Here is a 26,041-nt window from a genome sequence, read left to right as displayed (position 1 = left end):
GCCCACAGGACAGGTGTCGCTGTCGTCGTCATCCGGTCAACGTCCGGTCGGCGGTAAAGATTCCCGTTCCGGGTCATGCGTCGCCGTCGTAGCCGCCCCTTGTTGTACCCACAGCCGCCCGGTTTGTCACATCTGGGAACAGATGTCACCCAACGCTTCAGCATCTTTGACGCGCAGTAACGGTACGCCTGGCAGGCCAAACGCGTACACTACCGCTCTTTGGCGCCGGGTGCTAAATCCTGTCCGGTACGGGATTCCCCGCGTCGCGGACCGCCTGCGCCACCGAGACCCGGGCGAGCAGCACGAACCCGATGACGAAGAAGGCCACCAGCGAGATGATCGCGTCCCGATAACTTCCGGTGAGCTGGTACGTCAGACCGAACAGCAGCGGCCCGAGCCAGCTCATCCCGCGATCGCTCATCTCGTACGCCGAGAAGTACTCCGCCTCCTTGCCGCGCGGCACCAGATGCGAGAACAGGGAGCGCGACAACGCCTGACTGCCGCCCAGGACCAGGCCGATGCCGGCGGCGAGGACGAAGAACCAGACGGGCCGGCCCGCGGGGAGGAAGTACCCGGCCCCCAGGGTCACCGTCCAGGCGACGAGCGAGCCGAGGATCGTACGTTTCGCGCCGTAGACACGGGCCAGCCGCCCCATGCCCAGCGCGCCGCCGACGGCGAGCACCTGGACCAGCAGGACGGCCACGATCAGGGTGGACTGGCTCAGCCCGAGCTCTTCGGAGCCGTACACGGAGGCCTGCGAGATGACGGTCTGGATGCCGTCGTTGTAGACGAGGTACGCGAGCAGGAACGCGAGGGTGAGCGGTTTGCCGCGCATGTCCCGCACCGTGGCCGCCAGCTGCCGCCAGCCGTGCGTCGACGGCCCGGCGGGCGTCGTACGGCGGTCGCGCAGCCGTTTGAGGGGGACGAGGGTGAAGGCGCCCCACCAGATGCCCGCCGACGCCAGGCAGATGCGGACGGCCGTCGACTCGGAGACGCCGAAGGAGTCGTGGCCGGTGAACAGGACCAGGTTCGCGACCAGCACCAGGGAACCGGCCGCGTATCCGAAGGCCCAGCCCCGGGACGAGACGGCGTCGCGTTCCTCAGGCGGGGCGATCTGCGGCAGGTAGGAGTTGTAGAGGACCATCGACACGGCCACCGAGGCGTTGGCGACGACCAGCAGCGCCCCGCCCAGCAGATAGCGGTCGCCGTCCAGGAAGAACATGCCCGTGGTGGCCGCGGCGCCCAGATAGGCGGCGGCCGCGAGCAGCGGCTTCTTGCGGCCCGTCCGGTCCGCCGCCGCGCCCGCCAGGGGCATCACGAGGATCGACAGGACGACGGACGCCGAGACCGCGTAGGCGAAGAAGGAGCCGGCGCGGACCGGGATACCCAGGGGATGGACGAAGCCGTCCGCGTCCGCCGCGTGCTCCGCGACCGACGTGAGATAGGGGCCGAGGAAGACGGTCAGCACGCTCGTCGAGTAGACGGAGCACGCCCAGTCGTAGAAGTACCAGCCGCGCTGCTCGCGGCGGCGCTCGGCGGCCTCGTCGGCCGGCTCCGTGCGCACGGTGTCAGTGCTCACCCGTGCCCCTCGCTTCCCCGTGAACGGACCGCGCGAGGAGGCTCAGAACCAGGTGCCCCGGTCTTCCAGGACCTTGCGCAGCGTGTCGATGTGATCGGTCATGATGCCATCGACTCCCAGGTCCAGGAGCCGGTGCATCCGTTCCGGTTCGTTCACGGTCCACACGTGCACCTGGAGCCCGCGCGCGTGCGCGGTCCGAACGAAGCGGCGGTCGACCACCGGCACACCGGACTGCGACTCGGGCACCTGGGCGGCGACCGCGGAGCGGCGCAGCGGCGCGGGCACTCCCCAGGAGCGCAGCCGCAGGCCGAGGACACCGCGGGTGCCGTACGACGTCGCGAGGCGAGGCCCGGCCAGGCGCTGGGCACGCGCGACCCGTGCCTCGGAGAATGAGCCGAGGCAGACGCGGTCCCAGGCGCCGGTGCGCTCGACCAGGTCGAGGAACGGCCGGAGCGCGGGTTCGGCCTTCACGTCCACGTTCCAGCGCACGTCGGGGAAGGTGTCGAGCAGCTCCTCGAACAGCGGCACCGGTTCCTCGCCCGCCACGCGCGCGTGGCGCACGTCGTCCCAGGGGAGGTCCGCGATCCGGCCCGCCCCGTCCGTCACCCGGTCCAGGGTGTCGTCGTGGAAGGCGACGAGCCTGCCGTCCGCCGTCGCGTGCACATCGGTCTCGATGTAGCGGTAGCCCGTCTCCACCGCGCGGCGGAACTGGGCGAGGGTGTTCTCCAGGCCGTCCGCCGCCCCGCCCCGGTGCGCGAACGCGATCGGGCCGGGATGGTCGAGGTACGGATGGCGTATGCGCGTGCTCACCCGGGCAGTATCGCGCGCTCCGGTTGCCCGGCGGCAACGACGGCGCTGCCGGGCGGTGCCGTGGGGACGGCGAACACGCGCAGGAAGAGCTGGGCGAGGGGGCCGATCGCCACCGCGTACAGCACCGTGCCGACGCCGACCGTGCCGCCGAGCGCGAAGCCGGTGGCGACGACGGCCACTTCCAGGACCGTGCGCACGACGCGGATCGAGCGGCCGGTGCGCCGGTGCAGGCCCGTCATCAGGCCGTCGCGGGGCCCCGGGCCGAAGCGCGCCGAGATGTAGAGGCCGGTCGCCACGCCGTTCAGCAGGACGCCCGCCACCAGCAGCGGGATCCGCACCGCCAGTGTGTGCGCGTCCGGCAGCAGCGCCAATGTGCCGTCCATGGCGATGCCGACCACGAAGACGTTGGACACGGTGCCGAGGCCCGGGCGCTGGCGCAGCGGGATCCACAGCAGCAGGACCGCTGCCCCGACGATGATCGACACCACGCCGATCGTCAGACCGGTCAGCTCGGCGAGCCCCTGGTGCAGCACGTTCCAGGGCTCCAGGCCGAGCCCCGACTCCACGAGGAGCGCCGAACTCGCGCCGTACAGGGCCAGGCCCACGTACAGCTGGACGAGGCGGCGCGGCAGCCGCCGGGACAGGGGGCCCGAGGGGCTCCCGACGGGGTGCGAAAGCGCGGAGCGGATGGACAAGTGGTGCCCCCTGTGGTCGGACTGGCCTGGCTCGTGACACTCTGTGGCTTGAGAAGAAAAGCCATCCATGGCCAATTCGGGGAAGGTGGACTGGAAATCATGGCGCAGTGGACCTCGGCGGTGGGCGCCGCACAGCTCGCCCGGCTCCTCAACTCCCAGCAGGAGCGGCCCGCGGGCCCCGGGACCCGCCGCCCGCCCGCCTACCGCGCCCTCGCCGACGGCATCCGGCTGCTGGTGCTGGAGGGCCGGGTGCCGGTCGCCGCGCGGCTGCCCGCCGAGCGGGAACTGGCGCTGTCCCTCTCCGTCAGTCGTACGACCGTCGCCGCGGCCTACGAGGCGCTGCGTGCCGAGGGATTCCTGGAGTCCCGGCGCGGCGCGGGCAGCTGGACCGCCGTGCCGGCCGGCAACCCGCTGCCCGCCCGCGGCCTGGAACCGTTGCCCCCCGAGGCCCTCGGGTCCGTGATCGACCTCGGCTGCGCGGCGCTGCCCGCGCCCGAGCCGTGGCTCACCCGCGCCGTGCAGGGCGCCCTGGAGGAGTTGCCGCCGTACGCGCACACGCACGGCGACTATCCCGCCGGACTGCCCGCGCTGCGCTCGATGATCGCGGAGCGGTACACCGCGCGCGGGATCCCGACCATGCCCGAGCAGATCATGGTGACCACCGGCGCGATGGGCGCGATCGACGCCATCTGTCACCTGTTCGCGGGACGTGGCGAACGCATCGCCGTCGAGTCCCCCTCCTACGCCAACATCCTCCAGCTGATGCGCGAGGCCGGAGCCCGGCTGGTGCCCGTCGCCATGGCAGAGGGGCTCGCGGGCTGGGACATGGACCGCTGGCGGCAGGTCCTGCGCGACGCGGCCCCCCGCCTCGCCTATGTGGTCGCCGACTTCCACAACCCGACCGGTGCCCTCGCGGACGAGGGCCGACGGCGGGGGCTCGTGGAGGCGGCACGCTCGGCGGGCACGGTGCTCGTCGTCGACGAGACGATGAGCGAGCTGCATCTGGAGGACGGTCTGGACATGCCGCGCCCGGTGTGCGGCTTCGACCCGGCGGGATCGACCGTCATCACCGTCGGCTCCGCGAGCAAGGCCTTCTGGGCCGGGATGCGGATCGGCTGGGTGCGCGCCGCTCCCGACGTCATCCGCAGCCTGGTCGCCGCCCGCGCCTACGCCGACCTGGGCACACCCGTGCTGGAGCAGCTCGCCGTGAACTGGCTGCTCAGCACCGGGGGCTGGGAGCAGGCCGTGGACATCCGGCGCGGCCAGGCCCGGGAGAACCGCGACGCCCTCGTGGCCGCGGTGCGGCGTGAGCTGCCCGGATGGGAGTTCTCGGTGCCCCGGGGCGGCCTCACGCTGTGGGTGCGGACCGGTGGGCTGTCCGGCTCCCGCCTGGCCGAGATGGGCGAACGCGTCGGCGTACGCGTCCCCTCCGGCCCCCGTTTCGGTGTGGACGGCGCCTTCGAGGGCTATGTGCGCCTGCCGTTCACCGTGGGGGGCGCCGTGGCCGAGGAGGCCGCGGTGCGCCTGGCGGCGGCGGCCCGCCTGGTCGAGAGCGGCGCGAGCACCGGGAACGAGGCGCCGCGCACGTTCGTGGCGTAGTGCCNCCCGAAGCCCCGAAGCCCCGAAGCCCCGAAGCCCCGAAGCCCCGAAGCCCCGAAGCCCCGAAGCCCCGAAGCCCCGAAGCCCCGAAGCCCCGAAGCCCCGAAGCCCCGAAGCCCCGAAGCCCCGAAACCGTACGGCCGAGGACCACGCCGCCGCGCGTGCACCGGGCTTCGACAGCGTCAGGCCTGAGCCGAGGGACTTCGGCTCAGGCCTGACGAGAAGGTGCGGAACGGGACGGGGGTCTCAGCCCTCGGCCACCACCGGGAGGGACGCCGTGGGCTGGGCGTCCGCGGTGAGGGACTTCGTGGGTTGCGCCTCCACGGGGAGTGCCTCGGCGGGCCGGGCGTCCGGCGCACCCGGAGTCGTCCGTCCGGGAAGCAGGCCGAGCACGGCCTGCCGTTGCGCCTCGCTGGTCGTGTCGTCGTACGGGTCCGGAGTCGCCGGAACCTGGAGGCGGAGGACGGGCCCGCTCCCGAGCCGGGCGTAGCCGCGCCCGGGCGGGACGTCCCGGGTCGGCGTGGTGTGCGGCGGGGCCCCGAGCACCGCTTCCAGCTGCTCGCAGGACGCCGCGCCGAGCACCACGCGCGCGCGGGTGTGCTGCCGCACGGCGTCGCTGAGGCAGTCGAGGCTGTCGAAGTGCTCCGCCACCACCACCATGACGCCGGCCGCCCTGCCGTGGCGGAGGGGGACCTGGAGGAGCCCCTGCGGGTCGTTGCGCCCGTCGGCGGCGGCGAGGTGGCCCAGAGCGCTGGGCCGGTCCAGCAGGATCCACAACGGGTTCTTGACGTCGTCCGGAGCGGGGTGCCCCGCCTGCCGGGCGCGGTTGGCGGCGATCAGCCGCCGCTCCGTCTCGTGCGCCGCCCACTCGAGGCTCGCGAGAGCCCCGGCCGGCGCGCACTCGACGGCCAGCACACCGTCCCTGCCGGTCAGGCAGGCGTACTCGCCGGTGCCCGCGCCCTCGACGACGACCACGTCGCCGTGCTGGAGGGCCTGGAGGGCGATGGAGCGCAGCAGGGTGGTCGTGCCGCTGCCGGGCTGGCCCGCGATCAGCAGGTGCGGCTCGGTCGAGCGGACACCCGTGCGCCAGACGACGGGCGGGACGTCACGCTGTTCCTCGCCGTGGGTGAGGGGCAGCGTGCGCTGGACGTCGGCCGGGTCGGTGAAGCCGAGGACCGTCTCGCCCGGCGCGGTGACGAAGCGCTGGGCGGCGATGTCGGTGGGGAGGGGAGGCAGCACGTCGACCGTGAGTTCGTTGCCCTCCTCGTCCCACGCGAAGTGGTACTCGCGACCGCGCCCCGACTTCGCGTGCAGCAACTGCTCGATCCGGGCCCGGGACTCCGCCTCGCCGTCCGTGAAGTACGCCGGATAGCGGACGAGGAGACGGGACACGCGCCCGTCGTCGTCGAACTCGAACGTGGGGAAGGCCTTCTCCCAGTCGCCGCCGTGGGCGTACAGGGGAGCGGGGTCGTCGGCTGTCGAGAAGTACGGGACCAGGGCCTCGTACAGGGACTGGAGGCGCTGGATCTGGGACTCGTCGGGGCCCGTGGGCGCGGGCGCCGCGCGTTCGCGTCCGGTCCACGCTGCCGCCGCCATCAGGCTGATGGCGGCGAGCAGCGGTCCGTATGGCAGCAGAGCCACGACCAGGACCGCGGAGGCCGCCAGGAACAGCAGCGGCCCGCGCCGGTCCTTGGGGGTGTCGGCCCACTTGCGCCGTCCGGCCCCGGCCAGCCGGCGCAGTCCACGGGTGATCGTGATCAGCGGGTGGAGGACATCGGTGGCGCTGTCGGCCGCCGTCCTGGCCAGCTCCCGGCTTCGGGCGATCTGCGCGCTGCCGTTGCTGAGAATGCGGGGGAGGGGGCGCCGGGCCACTGCTGTCTCCTGGTGGTGCGTGCGAGGGGGAGGGGCGTCAGAACTTGATCCCGCCGAGGAGGCTCGCCAGGCTCTCGCCACCGGCCTTGATGCTCGGTGCGATGGCCGTGCTCGCCAGGTAGAAGCCGAACAGGGTCGACACCAGGCAGTGCGACGCCTTGAGGCCGTCCTTGCGGAAGAAGAGAAAGACGATGACGCCGAGCAGGACCACACCTGAGATGGACAGGATCATTTGAGCTCTCCTGGTTCGTGGGGACAGTCACCATGAGTACTTCCAGGATCACAGGATGTATCCATACGATAAAAGGTGCAACTGGGTGATTTTCTGGCGATTTCATCCAAGTGGCAGAGTCGTCCTGAGGCGCCCGGGCGGGCCTGATGCGTCCGTCGTCGGCCCGTGGATCCGCTGTGATCTTTGCCGTCGGCGGGGCCGGTCATGTGCCGCCGGAGCCAGTACGCTGGCGATTCACCCGTACGGGCGCATCCCCGGCCCCGTGCAGGTCCGGGCGTGACAGCTCCGCTCGCTGTCGTAAGCTCCCGCAGTCCCCGTTGTAGTCGTTGTGAGAGGCGGTCCGGCCGATGAGTGAAGCCCCCGACCCCGAGGTCGTGGAGCTGGCGACCAAGATCTTCGATCTGGCCCGCCGCGGCGAGACCGAGACGCTCGTGGCGTACGTCGACGCGGGTGTTCCGGCCAACCTCACCAACGACCGCGGCGACTCGCTCGTGATGCTCGCCGCCTACCACGGCCACGCCGAGGCCGTCCGCGCCCTGCTGGAGCGCGGCGCCGAGGCCGACCGTGTGAACGACCGAGGCCAGACACCGCTCGCCGGTGCCGTCTTCAAGGGCGAGGAGGCCGTGATCCGGGTGCTCCTGGACGCCGGTGCCGATCCCGCCGCCGGGACGCCCTCGGCCGTCGACACCGCGCGCATGTTCGGCAAGACCGAACTGCTCGAATTGTTCGGCGCGCACTGACGCGTATGTCCTGACCAGGCGAAACGTAAAAAACGGGGGAGGCGGTACGGGGCCGCCGGAAATACGGTCGCGGCAGGAAGAACTGCCGAGTCATCATGACGTCGTGATTCACGGACGCGATGGCTGGGCAGGTGTTGCCGCACCGCGCGGGCCGTGATGCGGCCCGCATGGGCCACCGACGAGAGGCAGAGGAAGATGGTCTACAGCAAGCAAGAAACGGCGGGCGCTCCGACGTGTTGTCACGCGGCCAGGTAATCCAGGTTCCCGGTTGCGTCGACGCTTGATGTGAGGCTGTTTCCCATGTTCGATCCGGTCATAGCGCCCAGCGCCACGCTGCTCGGCCTGCTCCAGAGGGGCCGCGGCGACGGCACGCTGCACGCGCTCACCGCACCGCGAGCCGAAGCGCTCGCGGCTCTGAACCACTGTGTGCTGCGGGACCCCCGCCACGACTGGCAGGTGGAGAACCGCTCCCTTTACTACGCCCGCCTCTACCTCGACCTGAGCGGCGAACTCGACGAGATCGAGCGCCACCTCTTCGACGTCGAGGACACCCTCGACGAGTGCGAGTCACGCACCGGGCTCGCCCTGGCGGTGCTCGGCCACCTCGCTTCGTACGGCAGGCGCGACGCGCTCGAACTGCTGCGCAGGTACGCCGCCGTGGGCACCAACTGGGCCTGGGCCCTGGACGAGCTGGCGCTGCGTGACGACGACGCGGGACTGCGCGCCCTGGCCGAGCCCGTGCTCGCCCGCTTCCCGGCCGATCCGGAGGGCGAGGCCGCCCTCGCCACCGCCGTGCGCGACGCCTTCGAACCCCGGCCCTGGCGGCTGTGGGCCGACGATCCCCGCGCATTCGTCGGCACGCGTGTGCGCGGCGCCCAGGAGGCCGGCTCCTTCGACCGCTGGCAGCGCCAGATGCGACCCAGCGGGCCCCGGCCCGGCTGGAGCGTGCAGGCGGTCTTCGACTGGGCGCAGCAGGGCATCGACCGCGGCGCGGCACTGCACGTCCCCGCCGCCCGCTGCCTCATGGCCGTCGCGGGTCCCGAGGACCGGGCGGAGATCGTCGCGGCCGCACGCGACGGCGGGGAGGGTGCGCGCTGCACCGCCCTGCGCTATCTCGCCGACGGCAACGACCCCGAAGCCCCCGACCTGATCGAGACGGCCGTCGCCACCGGTTCGACGGCCGTCGTGGACGCCGCCGTCGACGCCTTCGAGCGGATGCGCAGCGTCGCCGCCGTCGACCGGGCGCGCGGCTGGGCGCACCGGCCCGACGTCCTGGGGGCCGCCGCCGGGCGGATGCTCGCCTGCCGGGGCGGGGCCCAGGACAGCGAACTGGTCCTCGGCGCACTGCGCGAGGCGGTACGCGGCGAAGGCCCCGACGCACCCACCCTGTGGACCCTCGTCGACGGCGCCGGACGGCTCGGCATCGCCTGTGCCGCCCCCGTGCTGCGGCACATCTACCGGGAGACGGCGTCGTCCCATCTGCGCGGGCGCGCCGCACGCGCCCTGGCCGCCACCGACCCCTCGTTCCCCGCCGGCTTCGCCGTCGAATGCCTGTGGGACTGCGAGGAGACCACCCGCGAGGTCGCCGCACGGCACGCCGAGACCGGTGACGCGCGCGTGGTGGACCAATTGCGCCGACTGGCCGCGGATCCGGCCGAGGAGGCCGATGTCCAGACAGCGGTCCGCAGCCGGATCGGACCCGACATGCCCGCCGTATGAACGTTCGGTGACCCGTGAGTCAGGGGGGCGTGGACGCGGGCTGACCTGGACAGGGGCGCAGCGCAACGCTCATGGGACGTTCCCCGCGCGGAAAGATCCACTTTGACGCGTCCACGTCCGGCACGGCGACAACACCGGTATGCGTGTCGTCATCGTGACCGAATCCTTTCCCCCCGATGTGAACGGCGTGGCCCACTGCGCGCTCCAGACCGCCCGGCACCTCGTCGATCGCGGTCACGCTCCCCTCGTCGTCGCTCCGGCGTCCCCCAAGTCCTCGGCGTCCCCCAAGTCCTCGGCGTCCCCCAAGTCCTCGGCGTCCGCCAAGTCCGTCCCGTCCCCGACCGATTCCCCGTTCTCCGCTGCGCCCGGGTGGGCGGACGCCCACGGGCGGGGCGGTGAACCCGTCGCCGGGACGGGGGCCGACGCCTCGGCGCCGTGCCCCGTCGTCCGTGTCCCCTCCCTCCCGCTCCCGGGCTATCCCCAGGTCCGCGTCGCCCTCCCCAGCCGACGCGTCGCCGCCGCGATCACCGAACACCGTGCCGACATCGTCCACCTGGCCAGCCCCTTCGTCCTCGGCGTGCGCGGCATGGCCGCCGCCTCCCGGCTCGGCATCCCCGCCGTCGCCGTCTACCAGACCGACCTCGCCGGCTACGCCCGCACCTACATGGGCGCCGGCGAAGCCACCGCCTGGCGGCGCATACGCTCCGTGCACGCCGCCGCCGACCGGACCCTCGCCCCGTCCAGCGCCGCCCTGGCCGACCTGGAGGCGCACGGCGTGCCCCGGGTTCGACTGTGGCCGCGGGGCGTCGACACGGTCCGCTTCCGCCCCGGACACCGGGACGAAAGGCTGCGCCGCGAACTGGCGCCCGACGGCCGACTGATCGTGGGCTACGTCGGTCGGCTCGCCCCCGAGAAGCACATCGAACTGCTGGCGGGCGCCTGCGGCCTCGACGGCGTGCGCGTGGTCGTGGTCGGCGACGGCCCGAGCGGGACGACCCTGAGGGGTGCCCTCCCCGGCGCCGTCTTCCTCGGCCGTCGCACCGGCGACGAACTCGCCCGCATCTTCGCCTCCTTGGACGTCTTCGTGCACACCGGCCCCTTCGAGACCTTCTGCCAGACCGTGCAGGAGGCCATGGCGAGCGGGGTACCCGTCGTCGCACCCGCAGCGGGTGGACCGCTCGACCTGGTCGCCCACGGCCGCACGGGACTGCTGGTGCCGCCGCGCGACGCCGACGCCGTACGGGACGCGGTGGCCGCCCTGGCCGCCGACCCGGGCCTGCGCAGGGCGTACGGCACCGCGGCGCGGGACATGGTCGAGGGCCGTACCTGGGCCGCCGTGGGCGACCAGCTCATCGGGCACTACACGGACGTGCTCTTCGCACGGAAGCCGGTGGCGGCATGAAGCTGCGCATCGTACGGCTCGCCAACTTCGTCGCCCCCGCCTCCGGCGGCCTGCGCACCGCGCTGCGCGAGCTGGGCGCCGGCTACCGGGCGGCCGGGCACGAACCGGTCCTGGTCGTCCCCGGCGAGCGCGCGAGCGACGAGGAGACCGAACAGGGCCGGGTGATCACGCTGCCCGGACCGCTGCTGCCCGGGACGGGCGGCTACCGGGTGCTCACCGACAAGCGGCGGGTGGCCGGGCTCCTGGAGTCCCTCGCGCCCGACCGCCTGGAGGTCTCCGACCGGACCACCCTGCGCTGGACCGGGGTGTGGGCACGGCGGGCCAGGGTGCCCGCCGTGATGGTCTCCCACGAGACCGCCGACGGCGTGCTGCGGACCTGGGGGCTGCCGGAAGGCCTGGCCCGGCGGACCGCCGACGCCCTCAACGTCCGCACCGCGCACACCTACGCGCGCGTGGTGTGCACCACCGAGTTCGCCGAGCGCGAGTTCGTCCGGATCGGCGCCCGCAACGTCGTACGCGCCCCCCTGGGCGTCGACCTGGTGGGGCGGCATCCCGCGCTGCGGGACGAGACGCTGCGGGCCCGCCACGCGCGCGGGGGCGAGGTGTTGCTCGTGATGTGCTCGCGGCTGTCGGTCGAGAAGCGGCCGGGCACGGCGCTCGACGCGCTGGAGGCGCTGCTGCGGCGAGGACGGCGGGCCGTTCTCGTCGTCGCCGGGGACGGGCCGCTCAGGACCCGGCTCGAACAGCGCGCACGGGAGCGGAACCTGCCCGTCACGTTCCTCGGGCACGTCGCCGACCGTGCCGCTCTGGGCGCCCTCCAGGCCACCGCCGACGTGTGCCTGGCGCCCGGTCCCGCCGAGACGTTCGGGCTGGCCGCGCTGGAGGCCATGGCTTGCGGGACCCCCGTGGTGGCCAGCGCGCTGTCCGCGCTCCCGGAGATCGTCGGCGCGGCCGGCGCCACGGCGGCGGACAGCGGGGAGTCCTTCGCGGACGCGGTACGGCTGCTGCTCGGCCGGCCCGAACGCGACCGCAGGCAAGCGGCACGCGCGCGTGCGGAGTGCTTCGGCTGGGGCGACGCCGTGGCGGGCTTCCTCGCCGCGCACGACGCCGAGGTCCAGGTGCGGCCGCGTCTCCAGGAGGGCGTGGGATGAGACCGCTTCGGTTCGTGGCCCTCGGCGACTCGCTCACGGAAGGCGTGGGCGACCCCGTGGGCGAGCGCCGTCGGGGATGGGCCGCGCTGCTCGCCGACGGTCTCGCCCGGTCCGTCGACTTCACCAACCTCGCCGTGAGCGGGGCGCAGACCCGCGACGTGCTGGAGCGGCAGACACCGGTGGCGCTGGCCCTGCGGCCGGACGTGGTGTCCGTCGTGATCGGCGTCAACGACACCCTGCGGTGCACCTTCGACATCCATGCCGTGGCCGCCCGGCTCGACAAGGTGTACGCGGCCTTCCGGGGCCAGGACGCCGTCCTGCTCACCGCGTGCCTGCCGGACCCCGGCGCCATGCTCGGGCTGCCGGGCGCCCTGGCCCGCCCCCTGGCCCGGCGGCAGCGGGCCGTCAACACCGTCGTGCACGCGCTGTCCGAGCGGTACGGGGCGGTGCACCTGCACGCCGCGGAGGGCGCGTGGCTGCGGGACCGCGCGATGTGGAGCGCGGACCGGCTGCACCCCGGAGAGCGCGGGCACCGGCAACTCGCCCTCCGCTTCCATGCGGTGCTCACGCGCGAGGGCGTCGCCGACGGGACGGCGCCCGGCGCCGAGCTCGAGTTCCCGCCGCCCACCCGGTCGGCCGGCCTGTGGTGGCTGGCCACCGCGGGCACGGGGTGGGTGGCCCGCCGGTGCACGGACCTGCTGCCGCAGCTCCTCACCCTCGCCGCCGCCGAGGTACGGCACCGGGCGCGCGGCACCAGCGCCCGGCTCGACCTGAGCGCCTCGCACGCCGTGGCGTCCGCGCTCGCCGCCCTCTCGGCGGCCGAACAGCCGGACGTGGCATGAGGAGCGGGGCGCGACCTCCTCGGGGCGGCGCACTGCCGCCGGGTGTCGGTGCGCGACTGCGTGGCATCGGCGTACGGATGCTGGGTGTCGGTGTGCGACCGCGCGGCGGCGGCGTACGGATGCTCGGTGGCGGTCTGCGACCGCGTGGCAGCGGCCGAGGGGCGTTCGGTGTCGGCGTGCGGCCGCGCCTCAGTGCTGTGCCCGCGCTCGTCGGCCGCGTGCTCAGCGGCGGCGTACGAGCGTGAAGCGGACCGGCGTGCCCGGCACCGCCTGAGCGGCCGCCGGGAGGTCGACGCGACGGACGACCGCGATCACCGGGTACCCGCCGGTGGTCGGATGGTCGGCGAGGAACACCACCGGTCTGCCGTCCGGCGGTACCTGGACGGCGCCCAGGACCAGGCCCTCGCTGGGGAGTTCGCCTGAGACGGACCTCTCCAGCGAGGGCCCGTCCGTCCGCAGGCCGATGCGGTTGCTCGCCGAGGACACCCGGTACGCGCGTGTGGTGAGGGTGCGCAGCGCCGACGCCGTGAACCAGTCGTCGCGCGGACCGGGCGTCACGCGCAGTACCAGTTCGGAGGGCGGCGCGACGTGCGGGACGACGTCCACGCGCGCGTGGAGCACGCCGGGTCGGCCCAGGGGCAGCACCGTGCCGTCCGTGAGGGGCGCCGGTCCGAGGCCCGAGAGGAGGTCGGTGGACCGGCTCCCGAGGACCGGCTCCACGGCCACGCCTCCCGAGAATGCCACGTAACTGCGCAGCCCCGCGCGCGCGGAGCCGATGTCCAGGAGTGCCCCGGCGGGCACGTGCACGGGCGCGCCCCAGGCGGCGGGACGGCCGTCCACGGTCACCGGGCAGGGCGCTCCCGTCACCGCCACGACGACCGCCGAACGCGGCCGCAGGGCGCAGCCGTCGAGCGTCGTCTCCAGGACGGCCGCCTCCGCCGGATTGCCGACGAGCCGGTTGGCCAGTGCCGCCGCGGGCGGGTCGAGCGCGCCGGAGCGCGGCACGCCGAGGTGCGCGTGGCCGGGGCGGCCCTCGTCCTGGACGGTGGTGAGGGCTCCGGATCGGACGACGGACAGCGCACGGTCCGTCATGAGGGCTCCACCGGGACGAAGCGGACGCGGGCACCCGGTGTCAGCAGCGCCGCGGGCACACGCGCGTGGTCCCACAACACCGCGTCCGTCGTGCCGATCAGCTGCCAGCCGCCCGGCGAGGAACGCGGGTACACGCCCGTGTACGGGCCGGCGAGCGCCACGGAACCCGCCGGGACCGCCGTGCGCGGGGTCGCCCGGCGGGGCACGTCGTACCGGGACGGCAGCCCCGTGAGATAGCCGAAGCCGGGGGCGAACCCGCAGAAGGCGACCCGGAACTCGGCCGCCGCGTGGATCGCGGGCACCTCCCGCTCGTCGACACCCCACAGCGCCGCGACGTCCGCCAGGTCGGGGCCGTCGTACCGCACGGGGATCTCGACGGTGCCGTCCGCGCGCGCGGGCAGCGGCGGGACGTGCCACGAGGGCAGCCGCCCGGCCAGCCCGACCGGGTCGTCCACACCGTCCAGGAGGACGGTACGGGCCGCCGGGACGATCTCCCGCACGGACAGGGACCCCTCGGCGCGACGGCGCAGCAGCTCCGCGTGCAGGGCCTGGGCGGCGTCGCCGGAAGGGACCTCGACGAGCAGGGCGCTCTCCCCGACGGGCAGCGCCCGCACGCCGTCCTCCGGGGGCCGGGCCGCGACCCCGGTCCCGGCGGACGGGGCGGAGCCTTCCCCGAGGGGAGCGGCCGTCATGCGAACGCCTCGACGCGGACGCCGGAGGACTCCAGGCGTTCGCGCACGCGGCGGGCCAGGTCGACCGCGCCCGGGGTGTCCCCGTGCAGGCACAGGGAGCGTGCCCGGACCGGGATGCGGGTCCCGGACAGGGCGCTCACCTCACCGAGGCGGGCCAGTCCCACCGAGCGCTCGACCACGGCCTCGGCGTCCGTGATGACCGCGCCGTCCTGGCCCCGCGGCACCAGCGTGCCCTCCTCGGTGTACGCGCGGTCCGCGAACGCCTCGGTGGCGGTGGGCAGTCCGGCCTGTTCGGCGAGTTTCAGGAAGCGGGACGACGGCAGGCCGAGGACGGGCAGGGCGGTGTCCGCGAGCCGGACGCCCTCGACGACCGCCGCCGCCTGCTCCTCGTCGTGCACCACACGGTTGTAGAGCGCGCCGTGCGGCTTCACATACGCGACACGTGAGCCGGCCGCGCGCGCGAAGACCTCCAAGGCGCCGATCTGGTACGCCACTTCGGCGGCCAGCTCGTCCGACGGCACGTCCATCGCGCGCCGTCCGAACCCCGCCAGGTCCCGGTAGGAGACCTGGGCACCGATCCGCACGCCGCGCTCGGCCGCCAGCGCGCACACGCGCCGCATGGTGGCCGCGTCCCCGGCGTGGAAGCCGCAGGCCACGTTGGCGCTGGTGACGACGGACAGCAGTTGTTCGTCGTCGGTCAGCCGCCAGCGGCCGAAGCCCTCGCCGAGGTCGGCGTTGAGATCGATCGGGGTCATGGGGGGCGGTCCCTCCTGTTCGGTCGTCGTGGGCCGTGTCACGCCACGCGGTACTGCTCGTCACGGGTGTCCGTGAGGAACATCTGACCGGGTGCGTGGGTGATCGCGAAAGGGGGTCGGGAGGCCATCACGGCCGCCTGGGGCGTGACACCGCACGCCCAGAACACCGGGATGTCGTCCGGCGCGAAGTCGGCGGGATCGCCGAAGTCGGGGCGTGCGAGGTCCTCGACGCCCAGCCCCGACGGTTCACCGCAGTGCACCGGCCCGCCGTGCACGGCGGGCAGCAGGCTGCTCTCCCTGATCGCCGCTGCCAGGTGCTCGGGCGGGACCGGGCGCATCGACACCACCATCGGGCCGTGCAGCCGCCCCGCGGGACGGCACTGACGTGCCGTCACGTACATCGAGACGTTGCGGCCCTGTTCGATGTGGCGCATCGGTACCCCCGCCTCGCTCAGCGCCCACTCGAAGGTGAAGCTGCACCCGATGAGGAAGGACACCAGGTCGTCACGCCAGCGGTCCAGCACGTCCGTCGGCTCGTCGACCAACTCGCCGTGTTCCCACACCCGGTAGCGCGGGAGGTCGGTGCGCAGGTCGGCACCCTCGGCGAGCGGAGTGGTCCAGGCGCCGGCGTCGGTGACGTCCAGCACCGGGCAGGGCTTGGGGTTGCGCTGGCAGAACAGCAGCATCTCGTACGCCCAGTCGGCGGGGACCGAGATGAGGTTCGCCTGCGTGTGGCCCGCGGCAACCCCCGCGGTGGGGCCGGACAGACCCGAACGGTAGCGGGCCCGCGCCTCTGCGGGCGTCCACGCGTGCGAGTGGCCGTCGCGGTCGGGCGCGCCGGCCGCGGGGAGTCGCCGGCCGGGGAGACTCGACGGGCGCACCTGGAGGGTGTCCTTCACCGGAGCTCCTTCCCGCGCGTCTCGGGGAGCCCGAGGAGGGCCACCGCGGCGAGGGCGTAGCCGATCGCGCCGAAGACCAGAGCGCCGCCCACGCCCCAACTGTCGGCCAGGAAACCGACGGTGGTGGGGAAGACCGCGCCCACGGCACGCCCGGTGTTGTACGTGAAGCCCTGCCCCGTGCCGCGCACCGCCGCCGGGTACAGCTCGCTCAGGAACGAGCCGAAACCGCTAAAGATGGCCGACATGCAGAAGCCCAGCGGGAAACCGAGCACGAGGAGCAGGTCGTCGGCGCCGCTGGGGATGTTCGCGTACGCGAGGATGCAGGCCGCCGACAGGATCGCGAAGAGCAGGATGTTGCGCTTGCGGCCGAGCTTGTCGGTGAGGTAGCCGCCGGTGAGGTAGCCGATGAAGGCCCCGGAGATCAGGAACGTGAGGTAGCTGCCGGTGCCGACGACGGACAGACCGCGTTCCGTCTTCAGGTAGGTGGGCACCCAGGTGGCCAGCGTGTAGTAGCCGCCCTGGACTCCGGTGGAGAGCAGGACCGCGAAGAACGTGGTGCGCAGCAGGCCGGGACCGTCGGCGCCGGCGGGCTTGAAGATGGCGGTGAACGAGCCCTTCCGGGCGCTCTTCTCGCGCTGGGCGGCCGCCTCGGGGGCGTCCTGCACCTTGCGGCGGACCCAGACGACGAGCAGGGCGGGCAGTGCGCCGGTCCAGAACATCACGCGCCAGGCGAGGTCGTCGTCGACGTACTGGAAGACCAGCGTGTAGACGACGACCGCGAGCCCCCAGCCGACGGCCCAGGAGCTCTGGACCGCGCCGAGCGTACGGCCGCGGTGGCGCGGGCTCGCGTACTCGGCGACCAGGATCGCGCCGACCGCCCACTCGCCGCCGAAGCCGAGGCCCTGAAGGGCCCGGAAGACCAGCAGCGTCTCGTAGTTGGGCGCGAAGCCGCAGGCCACGGTGAACACCGCGTAGGTGGCCACGGTGAGCAGCAGCGCCTTCACGCGCCCGATGCGGTCCGCGACGACGCCGGCGACCGCGCCGCCGATCGCCGAGACGACCAGCGTGACCGTGGTGAACAGGCCTGTCTGGCCGCTGTCCAGGCCGAAGTACGCGGCGAGCGCGACCATGCTGAGCGGCAGCGTGAAGTAGTCGTAGGAGTCGAGGGCGTAGCCACCGAAGGCGCCACCGAAGGCGCGGCGGCCCCGCGGGCCGAGTGCCCGCAGCCAGCCGAACGCGCCGTCCTGATCGGCGGGTTCGGGTGCGCCCGGCCGGGCGTCCGGGGTCAGGGCCTGGGACGGAGGGGTTGTGCTCATGGGCACCTCACAGTGAGGGGACGGAGGGTGCTTTGGGCTGAGCGATGCGGCGCGCGGCGGCGGACGCCGGAGCGGTGCGGTTCGGCGGCCTGCCGTGCGCGGTCGTGCGGGTGGTGCGGCTTGGCGTGTGCGGTCGTGCGGCTTGGCGTGCGCGGTCGTGCGAGCGGGTGCGTGTGCGAGTCCTGCGGTCTGGCATGTGCGGTCGTGCGAGCAGGTGCGTGCGTGTGCGGTTCGTGGCTGCGCTGCAAGTGCGCCCGCAGCCGCGCGAGCACCATCTATGCGGTTTTATGGGCGATTTGTCCGCAGTTGTTTCGGTGGTGCGGTGAAGCCGAGCGGATGACGCCTGACCGTCAAGGTAGAGGATCGTTGAACGATCCCTCAATACCCATGTTGTTTCGTTCTTGTATCTGCGATTGAATTCCGGGCATGGCAGAGCTGACGGGACTGGCCGACGATCGCGCCCTGCTGGGCCGCACCAGCACCGCCGAGCGGGTCTCGGACATCCTCAGGAGCCGCATCGCCGACGGGTTCTTCCCGCCCGGCACGCGATTGTCCGAGGACAGCATCGGCGGGGCGCTCGGCGTCTCCCGCAACACCCTGCGGGAGGCCTTCCGGCTGCTCACGCACGAACGGCTGCTGGTCCACGAGCTCAACCGCGGCGTCTTCGTACGGGTGTTGACCGTCGACGACGTCGAGGACATCTACCGCACCCGCTCCCTCGTCGAGTGCGCCGTGGTCCGGGGCCTCGGCGAGCCGCCGTACGCCGTGGACGGCCTCGCCCGCGCCGTCGCCGACGGACAGCGGGCGGCGCGCGAGGGCGACTGGAAGGGCGTTTCCACCGCCAACATCCACTTCCACCGGGAACTGGTGGCGCTCGCCGGGAGCGACCGCACCGACGAGCTGATGCGCAGCGTCTTCGCCGAACTCCGCCTCGCCTTCCATGTGGTCGACGACCCCCGGCGGCTGCACGAGCCTTACCTCCTCCGCAACCGTGACATTCTCGGCACCCTCCAGGACGGCGACCGGGACCGTGCCGAGCAACTGCTCTCGGTCTATCTCGACGACTCGCTCAGAGGCCTCGTCGAGGTGTACGGGCGGCGGGTGGCCGACGCGGCGCAGGGCACCGCCTGACCGGGCCGGGGGCCACCGCCGTGCCCGTCGTGACCGCCGGTCGCATCTGCGTCGTTTCGACCGTTGTCAGACCGAGGACCTAGTCTGTGCACCGTGACTTCGCCTGCATCGACGGACAGCGTTCCGCCCCAGCTCAGCGCGGGGCCGCGTCCTGCACCGGGCCCGGCCGCCGACGAGGGCCTGGCGCGGCGCCTGCGCGCGCTCGCCTGCACCGCGCCGCTGCACGACCTCGACGCACGCAAGGCGAACCTCGCGGGTGAGTACACGGTCTACGGAATGGCGGAGATCGCCCTCGCCGCCATCGACCTCGTCACACTCAACATGGACTTCGACACGGGTGCCGACCACGACCAGATAGTGGCCAGGCTCATCCCGCGCATCGCCGCGCAGGCCCCGCGACGGCCCGTCGCCGAGCACGAGCGCGTGGCCCGCTGGGTCCTGGAGAACCTGATCAACGTCGGCAGCGTCGACCGCGGCTTCCGCGCGGTGTACGGCACCTTCGCGCCCGACGGCTCCTACGTCCGCCGCGACTACGACTTCAAGCTGATCGAGGAGGTGCCCGGATACGGCGGCAGCGTCTACCTCCGTACGACCGACGAAGCGGTCAACGTCCTCGTCGGCGCCCTCGACACCGACGTCACCAGCGCGCAGATCGCCGCCGAGGTCAAGCTGGAGGTGCTGATCAGCAGGGGCCGGCTCGCGGACGCCCAGCTCGCCGCCGAGCAGGCCCGCTACCGCACCGTGCAGTACTCCGAGACGCTCCGCCGGGCGCTGGACGCGACCCGCCGCAATGTGCGGGCCGTCGACTGGCTCCAGGCCGTCCCGGACATGATCGCCGAGGCGCTGGACCACGTGGCCGACCGGTACCGCCACGAGAACGCGATCCTCACCAACATCCGCAAGGCCCGGGACGAGTCCGAGGATCCGGAGCACAAGCGGCGGGCCGCCGAGCTCGTCGACATCGTCAAGGACTGCATCCGCAGGCACACCCAGCTCCAGTCCCGGCTGCTGGAGGCGGGCCCCCTGTTCCGCGCGGAGCAGGACCGGCAGGCCTTCGCGACCCCCATGACGACGTCCGGCATCGACCTGTACGGACATCTCGTCGCCCCCGTGCTGCCCCTGCCGGTGGAACAGGCCCTGCGCGTCACCGACGCCTTCTTCGCCCGCGGGACGGGGCTGCGCACCCCCGTCGCCGTACGCGTCGGGGATCTCGTCGACCTGCTCCTGACCCCGCCCGTGGAGCGGGAGCACCTCGGCGCCGAGATGCCCGAGCCCGATCTGATCGCCACGCCGGACGACAGCCGGTTCAGTGAGGAGCAGCTCGCCTCCGCGAGGGAGCTGCTGGACCTGCCCGCGGACGCGCCGCGCCGCCTGTCCGGACTCCTCGCCGAAGCCCGCCGCCGCGATCCCGAACTGCCCTACCTGGTCGCGCTGCTGGCCGTCCACGCGGCCAGCCCTCCGGTCGGCACCGCCTACCGGCAGGGCGAGGAGAAGCTGCTCTTCGCGGTGGACGACGGCACGGAGCTGGACGACCCGGAGTTCGGCGGCGCCGACCTCATCGTCGGCACCGCGCTGCTGGACGCGGCGGGGATGGCGGCGGACCGCACGGAAGCCGCATGAGATGCCGGACCGCAGCCGGACGCGGGGCCGGACCGACGCCCGCCTGACCCCGGCCGGACGTGGCGCCGGGCTCCGTGACGGAGCCCGCGTGACACCGGCGGGGAGCCGCGCGAGCGACCAGGACCGGACCGGACACGCGGCCCGGCGCGAGCCGCACGAGACACCGGGCGACAGCCCCCTGACATTGACGTATGTGATGAAGCACCAGCCGACCAAGGAGCCCCAGCCGTGACCGAGCACGTCGAGTGGAGTGAAGCGGAGGCCACCGCCGCTCCGGCGCACGCCCCCGTCACCCCGGCCGACGCCGCCGACGCGGCGCGGCTCGTCGCCTTCGGGCTCCAGCCCAAGCTCCAGCCCGCCCGCGACCAGGAGTACACCGAGCTGCTGCGCCGCTACCGGGAGGACCCGCCGTTCGCACGGCTCGCCGACGCCGTGGCCGCCGGACTCGGGCTGGTCGTGCTGGAGGTGTCCCCGCGCGCGGGGATGGCGGTGACCGCCGCCGAGGACTCCGTGTTCGCCGTCCGGATGGGCGACTACGCCCGCCGCGCGTCTGCCGACTCCGGCGACCGCTTCCTGCACGGACTCGCCCACCTCGCGATCGCCGCCCTCGCCTTCCCGCGCCCCGAGGACCTCGCGGACGACGGATACATCGGACGCGTCTCGGTCAACGGCGTCGACGCGTTCGTCCGACAGGCCTGCCGACGCCTGGAGGAGCGGGCGGGCGACCAGGGCGAGAACACCGACCCGGCGACGGACGCCCCGGGGCTGGAGGCGGCCTGGCGGATCTGGGCGCGCCGCAGCTCCACCGGCGCCACCAAGGACGCGAGACGACTGGCCGGCTCGACCACCGGCATCGTCGGCAAGGCGGCCGCCTTCCTCACCGACTCGGGATTCCTCCAGCGCACCGGGGACGACGCAGGAGGCACCTACCGCACGACGGCCCGCTATCAGCTCCAGGTCCGTGACATGGCCGGCAGCGCGGCCATGGCCGAGCTCCTGGAACTGGGCGTCGTCCCGGTGACCGACGGCACCGCGTCCCTGATGCCCGCCGAGGACACCGACGACCTCGAGCTGGCCGCCGACGCCGGACTGCCCTTCCACTCCTGACCGACTCACCCCCCTCACGACTACGAGAGTCCGCCGCCATGTACGAGCTGTCCCGGGTCCGCCTCTACTCCATCGGGCCTGCCGGTGCGCGCTACGCCGACACCGTGCTGGACCTGCGGGGTGTCGGCGAGCCCGTGCCCGACCCCGCGCCCATCCAGGCGGAGTTCTTCGAGGAGGAGCCGGTCGGGCCGCCGCGCCGGCCCGCTCCCGCGGGCGTGCTCTTCCTGGAGAACGGCGGCGGCAAGTCGGTGCTGCTCAAGCTGATCTTCTCCGTGATGCTCCCCGGCCACCGCAACACCCTCGGCGGCGCCAGCTCCGGCGTCCTGCGCAAGTTCCTGCTCGCCGACGACTGCGGGCACGTCGCGCTGGAGTGGCAGCACACGCTGACCGGCGAGTGCGTCGTGGTCGGCAAGGCCAGCGAATGGCGCGGACGGCAGGTCTCCAACGACCCGCGGAAGTTCGCCGAGGCCTGGTACTCCTTCCGGCCCGGCCCCGGACTGAGCCTGGACAATCTGCCCGTCGCGGAGTCCACCGCGGTGCGCCCGCCCGTGGAGGGCGCGTCCGGGGCGCAGGGACGCCGCCGCACCATGAAGGGCTTCCGGGACGCGATCACCGAGGCGGGCAAGGCCTACCCGCACCTCGAAGTGCACTGGGAGGAGATCCACGACCGGTGGAACGAACACCTCGGCGACCTGGGCCTGGACCCCGAACTCTTCCGCTACCAGCGGGAGATGAATGCCGACGAGGGTGAGGCCGCAGGCCTCTTCGCGGTCAAGAAGGACTCCGACTTCACCGACCTGCTGCTCCGCGCGGTCACCGACACCCGGGACACCGACGGACTCGCCGACCTGGTGGGCGGCTTCGGCAACAAGCTGGGGCGCCGGGCCGAACTCATCGCCGAGCGCGACTTCACGGCCGGCTCCGTCGAGCTCCTCGGTCGGATCGTCGAGGCCAGCGAGGCGCGCGCACACGCGCGTGACATCCACGCCGGCGCGGAGCGGCGGACCCGGACACTGGCACGCCGGCTGTCCGCGCGTGCCGTGCAGGAGCGCGTGCGGGCCGGTGAGCTCGCCCAGCGCGTGACCGCCGCCGCGTACGCCGTCACCCACGCCGAGGGCGCCCGCGAGCGCAGCGCCCTGATCGCCGCCGAACTCGCCTACCGGCACGCCTCGTTGGCGCTGGCAGGAGCCGAGAAGTCCGCGGCGGCACAGAAGCGCGAGCTCGCCGACGCGCGCACCCTGCACTCCGCCTGGCAGGCCGCCGAGGCCGTGCTGCGGCACCGCGCGGCCGCCGACCGCTCCGCGCGCGTGGCCGCCGCGATCCGGGAGGCCGAACGCGACGCCGCGCCCGCGCTCGCTGCGCGCGCCAAGGCCGCCGTCGATCTGGTCCGCGCCCTGCACCGCGCCGCCGAGAGCGCCGAGACCCTCGCCAACGAGGAGGAGGAGCGCTCGGCCGGTCTTCAGGAGGTCGGCGAGACGGCCTACGCGGACTCGACCGCCGCGGCGACCGCGGCGCAGCGCGCCCGCAGCGAGGTCGGGCATCTGCGCCAGCGCCTCGCCGAGGTCGAGCAGGAGACCGCCGAGGCGGTGCGCGCCGGCTGGCTCGACGACAGCGCCCCGGACGCCGACCCGGCCCGCGCCGCGCTCGCCGCCAGCGACGCCGAGAAGACGGCCGTCGCCTCCTGGGACACCGCACGCGAGGCCGCGCGCCGTGCCTTCGAGCACGCCCGCGAGGCGGCCTCCGCCGAGTCCCGCGCGGAACTGACGGCCGCACGCGCGGCGGACGCCGCCACGGCGGCCGAGCGGTCCCACGAGGCGGAGCGCCGTACGGCGGAGACGCTGGCCCAGGAGGAGAGGCTGGCCGAGCTGCTCGGTCTGCCGGGTGCCGCCCGCACGTTCCTCGGCACCGTGCCCGTACCCCGCACCGGCGACAGCCCGGCCGAGGACGTCCGCGGCGGTGTCGGCCACGGCAGGGAAGACGGTGCCGGGGCGGGGCGGAGCGGCGCGGACGACACCTGGGACACGGCCGAAAGCCCCCTGGCCCCGCACGAGTTGGACCACTACGCCGACGAGCTCCGCGAGCTCCTCGACGACGGGGTCGCCGCCGCCGAGCGCCAGCTGTTCGAACTGCGGACCGCCGCCGCGGACGACGCGCGCATCCTCGGCGCCCTCGGTGACGGCGGTCTGCTGCCGCCGGGCCCCGACGTGCTCGCCACCGTGGAGTACCTCGGCGAACACGGCATCCCCGCCCTGCCCGGCTGGCGCTATCTCGCCCAGGCCGTCGACCCCGCCGACCACGCGCGCGTGCTCGCCGCCCGCCCGGAGCTGGTCGACGGCGTGATCATCACGGACCCGGACACGCACGCGCGGGCCCGCGAGGTGCTCGGCGACGCCGCGCTGCTGCCCCGTTCGGCCGTGGCCGTCGGCACCGCCGCCGCGCTGCTCGCCCCCACCCCGGCCCCCGACGCGGGAGACGGCGGAGTCTTCCTCGTACCGCCGAACCCGGCCATGCACGACGAGCACGCCGCCGACGAGGAGCGGCAGACGCTGCGCAGCCGCGCCACCCAACGGGACGAGGAGATCCGCGTCCTGGCCGGGCGGCTCGCCAAGGACCGAGAGCTGGCGGCACGCCTCGCGTCCTGGCGCACCGGATGCCCGGCCGGGCGGCTCACCGAGCTCGCGACGGCCGCGGGGGAAGCACGCGCGTTCGCCGACGAGGCCGAGGCGGAGCTGGCCGAGGCCCGCACCGTCCGGGCGGAGGCCGACGAGGCCGCGGCCGAAGCGGCCCATGTGCGCGACGAACGCCAGGAGGCCGCGCAGCGTGCCCGGCGTGCCGCCGACGCGCTCGCCGGGCTCGCGTTCCGGCTGCGTGAGCGCGCCGGCTGGCAGGTCAAGGTCCGTGAACTCGCCGACGAGGCCGCGGAGTCGGAAGCTCGGGCCCAGGTCTGCCTGGAGCGCGCCCGTGCCGCCGACGAGGACCGCCGTGCCGCGCAGCGCGCGGCCGACGACGCCCGGCGCACGGCCCGCGCGCTGCGCGCCGAGCGAGCGGAGATCGCCGGCGCCCCCGATGACGTACCGGAGGACGAGACGGCAGCGTCGCAGTCCCCGCTGCCCGCGCTGCGCGAGGCCTACCGCGCCGCGTCCCAGCTGTACGAGAAGGTCGGCGTCGGCGCCGACCTCCGCGCCGAGCAGGCCCGCGCCGAGAGCGACGAGAGCGCCGCGCTCGCCGAACTGGACCGGCTCAGCAACAAGGTACGCACACGCGCGGCCCAGCTCCTCGAATCGCCCGACGGCTCCGACGGGCCCTCCCGGCAGGCCGCCGCCGCCCGTGCCGAGGAGCTCGTGCAGCTCCTGGAGACCCGCATGTCGACCGCGAGCGAGCAGCTCGGACGACTGCGCGGCGAGGCCGAGCGGCACGCGCCCGAGGACGGCGAGGCCCACACTCGGCTGCCCGAGGAACTGCTGCCCCGCGACGCCGAGCACGCGCAGAGCCTGCTGCGCACCGCCACGGGCGAACTGACCTCCCGTGTCGAGGCGTTGGACCAGGCCCGCGAGGCCCACGCCGAACTGCTCGCCGCCCACCGCGCCGCCGAGGACGCAGCCGGCGGCTTCGACGAGACGTCTGCCCTGCTCAGGGATCTCCTGCGGGAGCACGCCGACGAGGAGCAGGAGGAGCCCGAGCCCTACCCCGGCACGCTCGAAGAGGCACGCCACTTTGCCGCCGAGACCCGCCGCTCGCTGCGGGGCTGCGCCGCCGACCTGTCCGCCGCCGAGTCCGCCGTCCGCGAGGCCGGTGACGTCCTCGTACGGCATGCCAACTCCACGCGGTACGAGCAGGTGCGCACCCCCGCACGGCAGCAGATCCGCGAGCTTCCCGCCGCCGCGCTGCCGGAGCACGCGCAGAAGTGGGCGGACGCGTTCGCGCCCCGGCTGCGGGTGCTGACCGACGAGCTGGCACAGCTGGAGCGCAACCGCGACTCGATCGTGGACCGGCTGCGCGGGCTCGTGGAGTCGTCGCTCGCCACTCTGCGGTCCGCGCAGCGGCTGTCCCGCCTCCCCGAAGGGCTCGGCGAGTGGTCCGGACAGGAGTTCCTGCGGATCCGCTTCGAGGAGCCCGACCAGGCCACGCTCACCGAGCGGCTCGGCGAGGTCGTCGACGAGGCGACCCGCGCGGCGGTCAGGAAGAACTCGGACATGCGCCGCGACGGCATGTCGCTGCTGCTGCGCGGGGTCAGCGCGGCGCTCCAGCCGAAGGGCATCGCCGTCGAGATCCTCAAGCCGGACGCCGTGCTGCGCGCCGAGCGTGTCCCGGTCGGACAGATGGGCGACGTCTTCTCCGGCGGCCAGCTGCTCACCGCGGCCATCGCCCTGTACTGCACGATGGCCGCGCTGCGCAGCAACGACCGGGGCCGCGACAAGCACCGCCACGCGGGCACGCTCTTCCTCGACAACCCCATCGGCCGCGCCAACGCGACGTACCTGCTGGAGCTCCAGCGGGCCGTCTCGGACGCGCTCGGCGTCCAGCTCCTGTACACCACGGGCCTGTTCGACACGACGGCGCTCGCCGAGTTCCCGCTGGTGATCCGGCTGCGCAACGACGCCGACCTGCGTGCCGGCCTGAAGTACATCAGCGTGGAGGAGCACCTGCGGCCGGGACTGCCGCAGCAGCCGCAGGCGGGGGAGGCCGTGCACAGCGAGATCACGGCGACGCGGATGTACAAGCGTCCCGCGCCGAGCACTCCACAGCCCTGAGCCGTGGCGGGGAGCCGCGCGCCGGCCCGGCGCGCGG

At 73.9% G+C, this 26,041-nt stretch carries 21 protein-coding genes; 11 read left to right on the top strand and 10 right to left on the bottom strand.

Annotated features, from left to right (window positions below):
• Nucleotides 1-232 precede the first annotated feature (232 nt).
• From ABEB03_RS39250 to yczE, 3 genes are read right to left on the bottom strand one after another with little or no spacing between them, the layout of a single operon-like run.
• Nucleotides 233-1,579 (bottom strand): MFS transporter, encoded by a 1,347-nt coding sequence (locus tag ABEB03_RS39250; RefSeq protein WP_345657760.1) that lies wholly within the window; start codon nt 1,577-1,579, stop codon nt 233-235.
• 42 nt (nt 1,580-1,621) lie between these two features.
• Nucleotides 1,622-2,389 (bottom strand): glycerophosphodiester phosphodiesterase, encoded by a 768-nt coding sequence (locus tag ABEB03_RS39245; RefSeq protein WP_345657759.1) that lies wholly within the window; start codon nt 2,387-2,389, stop codon nt 1,622-1,624.
• The gene (gene yczE, locus ABEB03_RS39240; RefSeq protein ID WP_459115357.1) at nt 2,386-3,084 is read right to left on the bottom strand and encodes a membrane protein YczE; all 699 of its coding nucleotides are present in this window, start codon (nt 3,082-3,084) and stop codon (nt 2,386-2,388) included. Before yczE ends, ABEB03_RS39245 begins: the two co-directional genes overlap by 4 nt.
• Before the next feature lie 99 nt (nt 3,085-3,183).
• Between yczE and ABEB03_RS39235 the strand changes: the two genes are divergently transcribed.
• The gene (locus ABEB03_RS39235) at nt 3,184-4,683 is read left to right on the top strand and encodes an SCO1417 family PLP biosynthesis transcription factor (protein WP_345657758.1); all 1,500 of its coding nucleotides are present in this window, start codon (nt 3,184-3,186) and stop codon (nt 4,681-4,683) included.
• Between the two features lie 246 nt (nt 4,684-4,929).
• Here the strand turns inward: ABEB03_RS39235 and ABEB03_RS39230 are convergent, their stop codons facing one another.
• The gene (locus ABEB03_RS39230) at nt 4,930-6,555 is read right to left on the bottom strand and encodes an ATP-binding protein (protein ID WP_345657757.1); all 1,626 of its coding nucleotides are present in this window, start codon (nt 6,553-6,555) and stop codon (nt 4,930-4,932) included.
• A gap of 37 nt (nt 6,556-6,592) precedes the next feature.
• Nucleotides 6,593-6,787 (bottom strand): hypothetical protein, encoded by a 195-nt coding sequence (locus tag ABEB03_RS39225; RefSeq protein ID WP_028803620.1) that lies wholly within the window; start codon nt 6,785-6,787, stop codon nt 6,593-6,595.
• A 347-nt stretch (nt 6,788-7,134) separates the two neighbouring features.
• Between ABEB03_RS39225 and ABEB03_RS39220 the strand changes: the two genes are divergently transcribed.
• The 5 genes from ABEB03_RS39220 to ABEB03_RS39200 all read left to right on the top strand — a co-directional run bounded on the left by ABEB03_RS39220 (nt 7,135) and on the right by ABEB03_RS39200 (nt 12,641).
• On the top strand, nt 7,135-7,527 hold the full coding sequence (locus ABEB03_RS39220; protein WP_095932966.1) for an ankyrin repeat domain-containing protein: 393 nt from the start codon (nt 7,135-7,137) through the stop codon (nt 7,525-7,527).
• A 300-nt stretch (nt 7,528-7,827) separates the two neighbouring features.
• Entirely contained in the window at nt 7,828-9,246 is a 1,419-nt protein-coding gene (locus ABEB03_RS39215; protein ID WP_345657756.1) for a HEAT repeat domain-containing protein, read from the top strand.
• Between the two features lie 139 nt (nt 9,247-9,385).
• Nucleotides 9,386-10,648: a glycosyltransferase family 4 protein gene (locus ABEB03_RS39210; protein ID WP_345657755.1), complete on the top strand. Its 1,263-nt coding sequence runs from the start codon at nt 9,386-9,388 to the stop codon at nt 10,646-10,648.
• Nucleotides 10,645-11,799 (top strand): glycosyltransferase, encoded by a 1,155-nt coding sequence (locus ABEB03_RS39205; RefSeq protein ID WP_345657754.1) that lies wholly within the window; start codon nt 10,645-10,647, stop codon nt 11,797-11,799. The genes ABEB03_RS39210 and ABEB03_RS39205 overlap by 4 nt, the downstream gene beginning before the upstream one ends.
• The gene (locus tag ABEB03_RS39200) at nt 11,796-12,641 is read left to right on the top strand and encodes an SGNH/GDSL hydrolase family protein (protein WP_345657753.1); all 846 of its coding nucleotides are present in this window, start codon (nt 11,796-11,798) and stop codon (nt 12,639-12,641) included. The genes ABEB03_RS39205 and ABEB03_RS39200 overlap by 4 nt, the downstream gene beginning before the upstream one ends.
• A gap of 222 nt (nt 12,642-12,863) precedes the next feature.
• On the opposite strand, the gene ABEB03_RS39195 is transcribed toward ABEB03_RS39200, so the two are convergent.
• From ABEB03_RS39195 to ABEB03_RS39175, 5 genes are all read right to left on the bottom strand, one after another.
• A complete protein-coding gene (locus tag ABEB03_RS39195) occupies nt 12,864-13,733 on the bottom strand; it encodes a 5-oxoprolinase subunit C family protein (protein ID WP_345657752.1) in 870 nt (289 codons plus the stop codon).
• Nucleotides 13,730-14,347, bottom strand: coding sequence for a 5-oxoprolinase subunit B family protein (locus ABEB03_RS39190; protein ID WP_345657824.1), 618 nt, complete (start codon nt 14,345-14,347; stop codon nt 13,730-13,732). The genes ABEB03_RS39195 and ABEB03_RS39190 overlap by 4 nt, the downstream gene beginning before the upstream one ends.
• A gap of 74 nt (nt 14,348-14,421) precedes the next feature.
• Nucleotides 14,422-15,180: a LamB/YcsF family protein gene (locus ABEB03_RS39185; protein WP_345657750.1), complete on the bottom strand. Its 759-nt coding sequence runs from the start codon at nt 15,178-15,180 to the stop codon at nt 14,422-14,424.
• A 38-nt stretch (nt 15,181-15,218) separates the two neighbouring features.
• Nucleotides 15,219-16,061 (bottom strand): putative hydro-lyase, encoded by an 843-nt coding sequence (locus ABEB03_RS39180; protein WP_345657823.1) that lies wholly within the window; start codon nt 16,059-16,061, stop codon nt 15,219-15,221.
• Nucleotides 16,062-16,075: 14 nt separating this feature from the next.
• Nucleotides 16,076-17,395, bottom strand: coding sequence for an MFS transporter (locus ABEB03_RS39175; RefSeq protein ID WP_345657749.1), 1,320 nt, complete (start codon nt 17,393-17,395; stop codon nt 16,076-16,078).
• Nucleotides 17,396-17,821: 426 nt separating this feature from the next.
• Here ABEB03_RS39175 and ABEB03_RS39170 point away from each other — a divergent pair, with 426 nt between their 5' ends.
• From ABEB03_RS39170 to ABEB03_RS39150, 5 genes are all read left to right on the top strand, one after another.
• Entirely contained in the window at nt 17,822-18,526 is a 705-nt protein-coding gene (locus tag ABEB03_RS39170) for a GntR family transcriptional regulator (RefSeq protein WP_345657748.1), read from the top strand.
• A 93-nt stretch (nt 18,527-18,619) separates the two neighbouring features.
• Nucleotides 18,620-20,146, top strand: a complete 1,527-nt coding sequence (locus ABEB03_RS39165) for a hypothetical protein (RefSeq protein WP_345657747.1) — start codon at nt 18,620-18,622, stop codon at nt 20,144-20,146.
• Nucleotides 20,147-20,234: 88 nt separating this feature from the next.
• Nucleotides 20,235-20,378, top strand: coding sequence for a hypothetical protein (locus ABEB03_RS39160; RefSeq protein ID WP_345657746.1), 144 nt, complete (start codon nt 20,235-20,237; stop codon nt 20,376-20,378).
• Nucleotides 20,375-21,253, top strand: a complete 879-nt coding sequence (locus ABEB03_RS39155) for a hypothetical protein (RefSeq protein WP_345657744.1) — start codon at nt 20,375-20,377, stop codon at nt 21,251-21,253. Before ABEB03_RS39160 ends, ABEB03_RS39155 begins: the two co-directional genes overlap by 4 nt.
• Before the next feature lie 38 nt (nt 21,254-21,291).
• A complete protein-coding gene (locus tag ABEB03_RS39150) occupies nt 21,292-26,004 on the top strand; it encodes a hypothetical protein (RefSeq protein ID WP_345657743.1) in 4,713 nt (1,570 codons plus the stop codon).
• Nucleotides 26,005-26,041: the final 37 nt, after the last annotated feature.

It is taken from the genome of Streptomyces siamensis (assembly GCF_039543605.1).
In the GTDB taxonomy this organism is placed as follows: domain Bacteria; phylum Actinomycetota; class Actinomycetes; order Streptomycetales; family Streptomycetaceae; genus Streptomyces; species Streptomyces siamensis.
Note: the sequence above shows the minus strand (reverse complement) of the source record. Positions and strands in the feature narration are given on the sequence as shown.

Coding starts and splice junctions, on each gene's coding strand:
- ABEB03_RS39235 (WP_345657758.1), top strand. CDS start 3,184: ATGGCGCAGTGGACCTCGGCGGTGGGCGCCGCACAGCTCGCCCGGCTC.
- ABEB03_RS39225 (WP_028803620.1), bottom strand. CDS start 6,787: ATGATCCTGTCCATCTCAGGTGTGGTCCTGCTCGGCGTCATCGTCTTT.
- ABEB03_RS39220 (WP_095932966.1), top strand. CDS start 7,135: ATGAGTGAAGCCCCCGACCCCGAGGTCGTGGAGCTGGCGACCAAGATC.
- ABEB03_RS39215 (WP_345657756.1), top strand. CDS start 7,828: ATGTTCGATCCGGTCATAGCGCCCAGCGCCACGCTGCTCGGCCTGCTC.
- ABEB03_RS39210 (WP_345657755.1), top strand. CDS start 9,386: ATGCGTGTCGTCATCGTGACCGAATCCTTTCCCCCCGATGTGAACGGC.
- ABEB03_RS39205 (WP_345657754.1), top strand. CDS start 10,645: ATGAAGCTGCGCATCGTACGGCTCGCCAACTTCGTCGCCCCCGCCTCC.
- ABEB03_RS39200 (WP_345657753.1), top strand. CDS start 11,796: ATGAGACCGCTTCGGTTCGTGGCCCTCGGCGACTCGCTCACGGAAGGC.
- ABEB03_RS39195 (WP_345657752.1), bottom strand. CDS start 13,733: ATGACGGACCGTGCGCTGTCCGTCGTCCGATCCGGAGCCCTCACCACC.
- ABEB03_RS39185 (WP_345657750.1), bottom strand. CDS start 15,180: ATGACCCCGATCGATCTCAACGCCGACCTCGGCGAGGGCTTCGGCCGC.
- ABEB03_RS39175 (WP_345657749.1), bottom strand. CDS start 17,395: ATGAGCACAACCCCTCCGTCCCAGGCCCTGACCCCGGACGCCCGGCCG.
- ABEB03_RS39170 (WP_345657748.1), top strand. CDS start 17,822: ATGGCAGAGCTGACGGGACTGGCCGACGATCGCGCCCTGCTGGGCCGC.
- ABEB03_RS39150 (WP_345657743.1), top strand. CDS start 21,292: ATGTACGAGCTGTCCCGGGTCCGCCTCTACTCCATCGGGCCTGCCGGT.